Raw genomic sequence first — 5359 nt, 5'->3', positions numbered from 1 at the left:
CAGCGCAGCTCGGTGGTGAGATGCAAGAAGGCGGTTTCCAACGTCCAGCGCTCGCGATAGAGCGTGGCGACCAGCGCGGCGTCAGCGGCCGTCACGGGCAGTGTGGTGAGCAGATAGAGGGTGGTCTCTCCCTCCCGGGTTGGCGTGCTCAGCTCCAGACGGATACGGCGCAGTTGCAGCGGCGCGCCACCCTCGGGGGCGGCGAGGATCACGCGCTGCTCACTGAGCTGGCCCTGGTCCGTGGTGGCCACCGGGCGCATCGGCTCAAGCGGCTGCGTCGGCAGCTGCTGGTGCTCACGCAGCAGCACCGCCGCCCCCCGCTGATGCAGCGTCCAGATCCAGGAGGCGACACAGAAATTGCGATCGGCAATCCACAAATCGCCGGCTTCGATGGAGTTCTCGAGCTGTGCGAGCAAGGCGCGCTCTTGGGTGTCGGCATCGGCCTCGGCAATCAGCTGCGTGATCAGCCCCAGCGCAGGCTCGAGCACCGCCAAGGCCTTGCCCGGCAAGGGCGCGGCGCTGTGCGCACGTGTCTCGGCGAGACGGTGCTCGCGTGCCCCCAAGGCATTGCCGTCGAGGATCTTGACGCGGTAGCCCTCCAGCAACGGCGCGCGCGCGCCCTCGAGGGCGTCGATCACCGGCGTGACCTGCTCGGCGCTGTACGCCGCCAGGGCGGCCGACACCGCCGGCTCCACGCCCCTGAGCTTCTCGTACACCGCCGTGATCGAGGCCGGGATCGCCTTGCGCGCCCCTTGATAGGCGGCATGTACCGAGGGCTGCTGACGCGTCACCACCTGCAGCATCAGCTCGAACAGCGTCGAGAACAACACCCGACGGGTGCATTGGTCTTGGGCAACCGTCTTGAACCAGGGGTCGAGCAGCTCCGGGCGGAAACTGCGCTCGAGCACCGCGCGGGCCATGGTCGGGATGGGAAAGTTCTCAGCGAAACGCTCCAACAGCGAGGTCAGCACGGCGATCAACGTCCGGTCGTTAACAAAGGGGCCGGACTATACCGCGCTTGGCGCCAGATGCCGAGGGCGGGTGCCGCAGCGATCGAGGTGTCCAGCCTGCCGGGATCGCCAGGCATGCACTTTATGTGACCTTGAAAGCCATGGGGACGGTGTCGCGCGTCAGGAGAGTGCAGTACGCTCCGGAAGTTAGTCAGGGAATACGCTGATCAATCGGACTTTCCCTGAACCGGAGTCACCATGGACATCTCGGCAGTCCTTCTCGCGATCATCGTCTTTCTTGCCGCGACGGCGGCCTGCGTCATCCTGTTCTAGCGACTCGGCTTCGGTTCGATCCTGGGCTTCATCGTCGCCGGTGTGCTCATCGGGCCGCATACGCGGGGCCCGGTCCCCGTGCATGCGGTCGATGAGTTGCAGAGCATCGCCGAGCTCGGCGTGGTCCTGTTCGTGTTCAGCGTCGGTCTGGAGATGCGGCCCGAGAAGGTCTGGCAGATGCGCCGCCTGATCTTCGGTCTGGGCTCCGCGCAGATGCTGCTGACCGCGGCTGTGCTTGCCGCGTACATGATCCTGGTGCTGCAAGCGCCATGGGAATCCGCGACTATCCCCGGCCTGGCCTTCGCCATGTCCTCGACGGCCATCGTCATGGGGACGCTGGGCGAGCGCGGCGAACTGGCGAGCGAGCATGGGCGGACGACCTTCGCCGTGCTGATGGCGCAGGACATGGGCCATCCGCACCGGGTTCTACCTGTCTCAGGTCGGCGAGTTCGCCTTCGTCCTTTTGGGGGCTGCGGCCACGGTCGGACTGCTGAGCAGCGATGGGGACACCCTGGCGATGCTTGTGGTGGCGATCAGCATGATCGCGACCCCGCTGATGGTCAAAGCCGGCGCCGCCCTCGCCGGCCGACTCGGGACGGCGCCAGCCCACGCGGATGCGGAACCGTCCGCCGACCTGAAACGGCATGTGGTCATCGTCGGCTACGACGAGGTGGGTCAGCTCATGGACCTGATGCTGGAGCGGGCGAATATCCCCCACGTCGCGGTCGGGCGGAACATCACCGTAGTGCAGATAGCCAGACGGGCCGGGCGCGAGGTCTATTTCGGCGACCTGAACAGTACCAGCACCCAAGCGGCCGCCAGGCTCGGCAAGGCCGCCGCGGTGTTCGTGACCTCGCACGACTCGGAGGTCGCCAAGGCGCTAGCCCTGACGCTGCATCGCCTCTATCCGCAGCTGGACGTCTACGTGCGCGTGCGCGTGCGCGCCATCGCCGATCAAGAGGCGCTGGTTGCCAAGGGCATCAAGCACGCGGGCACGGGCTACATCGAGAGCACGCTGGCGTGCGGTGAGATGTTGCTGAAGGATCTCGGCGTCTCGGAAGCCGATGTCGGCGAACTGGTGACTACGCTCCGACGCGACGACTACGCCCTGATCCGCGCGGCCTATGCCGAAGGCGCAAGGGCTTAGCAGTTCAGGGGGCATCGCGCCTGCAGACGCCGATTGGATAGCCTCAGCCAGTGTGCCTGCGGTTCGCCAGGAAGCTCGTTTCAAACGATCACTGGCGTTCACTTGGCCGTCCTGTAAGAGTCGTCCTCGCGTGCGCCTGCCTCGAAGACCAGTTGCGCCAACTCGGCAACGGAGGTGACTTCGAGCTTGCGCATCAGATTGCTGCGATGGCGCTTGACCGAGCGCTCGTCGATACCCAAGACTGCGGCAATATGCTTGTTCATGCTCCCATTCATGACATGGGATAGCACCTGCTCTTCGCGTGGTGTCAGCGTGTCGAGGCGAGCTTGCAGCGCACGGCGATGCGCACGAAATACACGCTGCTTGGCGCCGCGGGCAAGCGCCCGTTCCACCGCGGCAATGATGGCCTCTTTCGGTGCGGTCTTGACCAGGAAGTCCTCGGCCCCTTGCCGCATCGCCTCGACGCTGGTGGGAATGTCGCCGTGACCGGTGAGGAAAACCACCGGCAGCGGATTCCCAGACCTCGCTAAGTGCGCCTGCAAGGCGATGCCGTTCATGTCGGGCATGCGCAGGTCGGCCAACAGGCAGCCAACGCGATCCGGTGCCTGTTGCGCGATGAAATCGACCGCGGAGCTGTAACACTGGGTCACGAAGCCGGTGCTGCGCAGCAGACGTTCGATGCTATTGAGAAAGGAGGCGTCATCGTCCACGATGAACACTGTTGGCGGCCGGTCACTCACGCCGTTTCGTTCCCGGCCGCGACCGGCAGCAACACCTCGACGCGAGCGCCGCCGCGTGGCCGGTTGACCGCGCTGATGCGCCCGCCATGTGCATCGACGATGGTCTTGCAGAGCGACAATCCGAGGCCGATCCCATCGGGCTTGGTCGTGTAAAGCGGCTCGAACAGGTCCGCAAGTCGCGCCGGATCGAGACCGGTCCCGCTATCCTCGACGACCAATGAGACCATTGCGACCCTGGCTTGAGCGGCGTGCACATCGATTTGGCGCTGCCCCTGATTCGCTGTCTTCACGGCATCAAGGCTGTTAAGCAACAGGTTGACGAGGACCTGTTGGAGATGGATGCGATCTCCCCGAATTTCGGGCAGATCAGCCGGCACCGCAATACCCAGTGCCACATGCTGCGTACCCATCTCCGCTTCGAGCAACGCCGCGGCTTGTTGGACGAGTTCCAGCGGTGCGATCGCCTCGAAGCGCAGCTCTCCCTGCTGGAGCAACGAGCGCATCCGTTGGATGACCGCCGCCGCCCTTTGATCGTCCTTCTGGATATCGGCCAGGATCTCCCTCACCTCCCCGAGATCCGGAGGATCCTGTCGCAGGAAGGCTTCGCCCGCCTCGGCGTTGCGCAGAATCGCCCCCAGCGGTTGATTCAGCTCGTGTGCCAATGCGGAGGAGAGCTGGCCTAGAACGAAGCCACGCTGGACGCGTGCAAGTTGACTGCAATGTCGTTGCGCCTCGGCTTCGAGCTGCTTTCGCGCCGTGATGTCGACGGACACGCCGCGAATGCGTAGCGGTTGCCGTCTCTCGCCGTATTCGACCTTGCCCCAGGCGACGATCCAACGCTCGGTGCTATCCGCGCCGATCATCCGGTACTCCACCTGAAGCTCCCACGCTTGCGCCATCGTTCGGCGGATCGTTGTTTCAAGGCGGTCACGATCATCGGGATGGACCAGCTCCAGGTAATCCGCCAGGCCGATCCGCTTGCCGCCAAAGATTCCGGCACTGGTATGGTCGACATCGTTGGACCAGATCTCGTCCCTGACGACGTCCCACTCCCACAACCCCAGGTCCGCCGCCCGGGCGGCCAGGCGCATGCGCTCGCGGCTGTCCCGCAGCTCGCCGGCAACCTGTCTCGCCCGGAGCAGGTCCACGCTCAGCTCGAAGGCCATGGCGAGCACGAGCACCAAATAGACCAAGGCGAAGAACGGACCCGGCAGTATCCCGCGCACCATCAGTCCTGAAAGCGTCGCGGAAAGAACGATGGCGATCGGCATCGAAGCGCCCAGCAGCAGGGCCTGACGACCACGGCCCAGCTTGCGCGCGGCAAGGGCGGCGTCCACGACAAAAATGCACAGCAACACCGTGCTCAGGTGAATGAGAGAACGCCACGGATTCATCTCGCCCATTGGTACCGACAGTGTCTCGCCCAGGAAAGACACCCTGTTGAGGGCATGGATCTCAGCGAAGGTCGCGTTGGGATAAAGGACGAAGTTTGGTATCAGCACCAGTAGACGCAGGCCGGTGATGAGCCACGCCAACCAACGCCGTCCGGCGCCCAGATAGAGATGCGTGAACCAGACCACGGCGATCACGATCATTGCCGCGGAGACATGCATCCAACGCAAGATGGCGCCGAACTCGGCAGGGGTCTGCGCCCGCATCACGGCCAGTTCCTGCATGGCGAAAACCGCGGCCGCCACCGCACTGACCGAGAACAGGGCGTTGGCAACCGCATCACGATCGCGCAGCCAGACGAGCAGATTCACAGCTGCCAGCGTCAAGGATACGCCCGCGGCCATGGACCAAATGACGGTGATCCAGCTCATTGATGAGTCCACCTATTGGTCCCCCGTCAATGAGCAAACACGTCGGCCCGCAGTGCCGCAGGTAGGCACCAAGCCCATGGCGCGATGCCCGTTGAACTCGCGAAGGCGCATAAACAGGTGCTTGCCGATGACCATCGATTCTGATTCGAATGCGGATTCCTGGCGGACTGGCGCTGAATTGAGCGGCATGCTTGGGGCAACCGTGCGGGTCGGCAAAGGTTGTGCTCCGACCGCCGATGAGTTGGGATGAGCTGCAACACCACAGTCTGTCCGATCCGCGTGGCTAGAAAATGGGTGCAACCTGCCGAGCGCGGGCGCATCAAGCCGCGAGCGCATGGTATGAGTCGGCATTGGCGGTCGCTTGGC

At 64.5% G+C, this 5359-nt stretch carries 4 protein-coding genes and 1 pseudogene; 2 read left to right on the top strand and 3 right to left on the bottom strand.

Annotated features, from left to right (window positions below; all coding sequences use genetic code 11):
• The coding region (locus G3446_RS25415) for a transposase (RefSeq protein ID WP_167757109.1) at positions 1 to 971 on the bottom strand (971 nt) is incomplete at its 3' end.
• Positions 972 to 1325: 354 nt separating this feature from the next.
• On the opposite strand from G3446_RS25415, the pseudogene G3446_RS29350 reads away from it, so the two are divergent.
• Both G3446_RS29350 and G3446_RS25405 read left to right on the top strand, forming a co-directional pair.
• Positions 1326 to 1628: pseudogene (locus tag G3446_RS29350) on the top strand (cation:proton antiporter domain-containing protein); the annotation flags it as partial.
• A 172-nt stretch (positions 1629 to 1800) separates the two neighbouring features.
• Positions 1801 to 2430 (top strand): NAD-binding protein, encoded by a 630-nt coding sequence (locus G3446_RS25405; protein ID WP_164456469.1) that lies wholly within the window; start codon positions 1801 to 1803, stop codon positions 2428 to 2430.
• A gap of 98 nt (positions 2431 to 2528) precedes the next feature.
• On the opposite strand, the gene G3446_RS25400 is transcribed toward G3446_RS25405, so the two are convergent.
• Both G3446_RS25400 and G3446_RS25395 read right to left on the bottom strand, forming a co-directional pair.
• Positions 2529 to 3170 (bottom strand): response regulator, encoded by a 642-nt coding sequence (locus G3446_RS25400; RefSeq protein ID WP_167757108.1) that lies wholly within the window; start codon positions 3168 to 3170, stop codon positions 2529 to 2531.
• The gene (locus G3446_RS25395) at positions 3167 to 4993 is read right to left on the bottom strand and encodes a sensor histidine kinase (RefSeq protein WP_164456468.1); all 1827 of its coding nucleotides are present in this window, start codon (positions 4991 to 4993) and stop codon (positions 3167 to 3169) included. Before G3446_RS25395 ends, G3446_RS25400 begins: the two co-directional genes overlap by 4 nt.
• Positions 4994 to 5359 lie beyond the last annotated feature (366 nt).

It is taken from the genome of Thiorhodococcus minor, from assembly GCF_010820565.1.
Lineage (GTDB): Bacteria > Pseudomonadota > Gammaproteobacteria > Chromatiales > Chromatiaceae > Thiorhodococcus > Thiorhodococcus minor.
Note: the sequence above shows the minus strand (reverse complement) of the source record. Positions and strands in the feature narration are given on the sequence as shown.

Coding starts and splice junctions, on each gene's coding strand:
- G3446_RS25405 (WP_164456469.1), top strand. CDS start 1,801: ATGCTTGTGGTGGCGATCAGCATGATCGCGACCCCGCTGATGGTCAAA.
- G3446_RS25395 (WP_164456468.1), bottom strand. CDS start 4,993: ATGAGCTGGATCACCGTCATTTGGTCCATGGCCGCGGGCGTATCCTTG.